The organism is Maribacter sp., assembly GCF_049667165.1.
Classification (GTDB): Bacteria; Bacteroidota; Bacteroidia; order Flavobacteriales; family Flavobacteriaceae; genus Maribacter_A.
Genome location: NZ_JBATHS010000280.1, coordinates 1 through 2,895, shown reverse-complemented (window position 1 = coordinate 2,895; position 2,895 = coordinate 1). Strand labels below are relative to the sequence as shown.

Genomic DNA, 2,895 nt, shown 5'->3' with positions numbered 1-2,895 from the left:
GTGCCAGAACCTGCCTTATCTGTAGGTGTTCCAAATTTTTTCCATAATAAGCCTATGAAAATGTCGTATTCATTGCCTATATCTTCATTAATTAATTCCTGCGGATGAATTTCTGATATTCCAGGTGCTGAATGGGTTTCCCATTTTAACAATTCAATTACAATGTTCTGTTTAATTCCAAAAGTTAAATTCAGTTCTTTAGTTACTTCTTCAATTGCTATTCTTTCCTCTTGTAAATCAGATGGAGAAGCGATAAAAACAGAGTATTTGGTAACGGTTTTTGCCATTCAGTTGTGTTTTTTTAATTTTTGCTAACATTATAGGATTAAATCATGTAAGCCAACGGCGCAGTTTGATTTAATCCGCCGTTGAACTATGCGGTGTCGTTTTTGCGCTTAAATCGCTATGGGGATTGAATCCGTTTTATTTTATCCCAAGTTAGGGATTTTTGCTTATTGGGAGGCCGGTTTTCTTATTCTGATCGGATTTTTGGTAGGCAATATAGAAGATAAGATATTGTGGTGGGTGCAGATGGTCCAGATCCATTGCTTTCCTTTCTTTTGGGGCATAGCCCTCCCTGTCGGTACCAATGAATGTTCCCGACCGTTTTATTGAACGCGTATGTATGTCATCCATTTCCATTGGATTCACGGATTTCTCCAAGGCCCGGCCCTGATCGGAAGTATAATCCTTATGTTTTTCATGATGCCCTCCTTGCATTTGGGGCATAGTATCGGTCTTTGGGACCATTCTGGGTAGGCAAAAGATATGATTTCCAGAGGGCTTTGTTCCAATAATCGGTCCTTTATAACGGCCAACAGGGCCTTGCTCCTGGTAGCGCATATTCCAAAATGCCTTATACGTACAAATCCCTTTGGCAATATGTGCTGTACGAACCTGCGGATGAACTCCTGGGCCCCAAGGTGCATTTGGGAGTTTTGTTGCGTTCTATAGTTTTTATAGCTGAAATGTACCTTGCCGTCTTCGATGGCCTTGATCCTATGGTTGCTAATGGCCACCTTATGTGAATATCTCCCCAGATATTCGATGACACTTGTGGCACCCGCAAAAGGTCTCTTGGCATAGACCACCCATGGTTTTTCGAATAGGGGGTCCACAAGGCCCTGTAGGTCTACATACTCGATTTCCCCTTTCTTTTTCAATAGTTTCAACTGCTTGAGGAACATGGCCCTGAATACCTGGCCCATTGCTTTTACCGGAAAAAGGTATTTTCCTTTTCCGCGACCTTCCTTCCATTTGTCCTGTCGGTCGATCCCTCCCGATGGCACCAGGCAATGGACATGCGGATGTAGGCACAGGTTTTGTCCCCAAGTATGTAGGATACTGGTCATGCCGCTCCTTGCCCCCAGATGTCCGGGGTCATTGGAAAATATCGTTATGGTCCTCCATGATGCACTGAACAAGAGGTTATAGAGCTGTTTTGGATAGGCCATGCACAACCGGTTCAACTCGCTCGGTATGGTAAATACAACATGGAAATAGGGTACCGGCAGGACCTGTTCCATACGTGCCCGGATCCATTTTTCCCGCTGTTGGGCCTGGCACTTGGGACAGTGCCTGTTCCGGCAACTGTTGTAGGCGATCTGTCGATTGCCGCAGTCGGGACAACCTTGGAGATGTCCCCCAAGTGCGGCCGTCCTGCAATTGACAATGGCCCGGATCACCTTTCTTTTTTGGCAGCTTACCTGGTGGCTTTTCAAAAAATCGTCCCCATATTGCCCGAGTATCCCCGCCACCTCGTACTTCGGTCTCAAGGGATGTTGTACAATACATCGAGCGGGCTTCTCAGGTCTTTATATCCGGCCTTTGCGACCCTAAGATAGATCAGCGTGCTCTGTAGCCTGTTATGGCCCAGTTGTTCTTTTAATTGCAATATATTCCCTCCCTGTTCCAGAAAATGGATGGCAAAACTATGGCGAAGGCTATGGATCGTTACGTGTTTGCCGATTCCTGCTCGATCAAGTGTCCTGGCCAGCAACTTTGTGACCGAGACACGGGAATAGGGTTTGGCCCTTTCATGGCCATTGATCAAGTATTTTTCCGGACGGTAGCGATCTATATAGGCCTTTAGGCCCTTTGCCATTAGTTTTGCCAATACCACATACCGGGCAGCCCCATTCTTGCTATCCATTATATGGATCCGATGTGCATTGAAATCTATATCCTCCAATCTTAATTTCAACAGTTCGCTTATCCTAAGGCCAGAGGAATAGAGCAGGGACAAGATTATCCGGTGCTTTAGATTGGGACAATGCCCGGGATCCAGCAGGCTTTTGACCTCTTGTTGGTTGAGTACGACAGGGACCTTGACCTTGGCGCGATTGCCCTTGAGCTCGATGTTCCGATCCGGCGTTTTCATTATTTTGAACAGAAACCGGTATCCGTACACCAAGAGTTTGATGGAAGAATGGCTTGTTTTTCTTAGCCTTAGATTATAGATATAATCGGTGATTTGACCATCGTCCAATAGATGGAAGCTTTTGCCATAATGCAGGCTGATCTGGGACAGGGCCCGCAAGTAGTTCTTACAGGTAGATTCCGAGTATCCGGCCGCTATATAGGCCTTTCGGTACCTTTGATACGGTTTTTCGAAGTTCGGTACCGTACTTTTTGCCAGTTCGGTGCAGGATTGCACACTTTTTTTTGATACATAAATTTCAGATTTAGATTAATCCAATAATTTACGAAATCTAGCTGAAAAAAGTTACCGAAGGTTTAGTTCAACGTACGGATATAGATACTAGTATCTATATTTCTTTTATAAGCACCCTAAATTTCCTACAAAATAGGGTAGTAAACAAATCTAAAAAGACCAATGCTGAAAATAACCGTTGATCGGGTATCCTTTGCACCATGAAAAAGGAGTGTGGTTTT

General features: G+C 44.6%; 4 protein-coding genes. All 4 read right to left on the bottom strand.

All coding sequences use genetic code 11. The annotated features are described in order from the left end of the window. A partial coding sequence (locus tag WBM98_RS13475) for a DUF4062 domain-containing protein (RefSeq protein ID WP_424366542.1) occupies window positions 1-287 on the bottom strand: 287 nt, incomplete at its 3' end. 151 nt (window positions 288-438) lie between these two features. After that, complete coding sequence (locus tag WBM98_RS13470) at window positions 439-636, bottom strand: hypothetical protein (protein ID WP_424366541.1); 198 nt, start codon at window positions 634-636, stop codon at window positions 439-441. A gap of 11 nt (window positions 637-647) precedes the next feature. After that, window positions 648-1,775 (bottom strand): IS91 family transposase, encoded by a 1,128-nt coding sequence (locus tag WBM98_RS13465; RefSeq protein ID WP_424366540.1) that lies wholly within the window; start codon window positions 1,773-1,775, stop codon window positions 648-650. After that, complete coding sequence (locus tag WBM98_RS13460; RefSeq protein WP_424366539.1) at window positions 1,772-2,656, bottom strand: tyrosine-type recombinase/integrase; 885 nt, start codon at window positions 2,654-2,656, stop codon at window positions 1,772-1,774. The genes WBM98_RS13465 and WBM98_RS13460 overlap by 4 nt, the downstream gene beginning before the upstream one ends. Window positions 2,657-2,895 lie beyond the last annotated feature (239 nt).

Bases quoted from the DNA above. Each gene is read 5' to 3' on its own strand.
- WBM98_RS13470 (WP_424366541.1), bottom strand. From the start codon at position 636: ATGGATGACATACATACGCGTTCAATAAAACGGTCGGGAACATTCATT.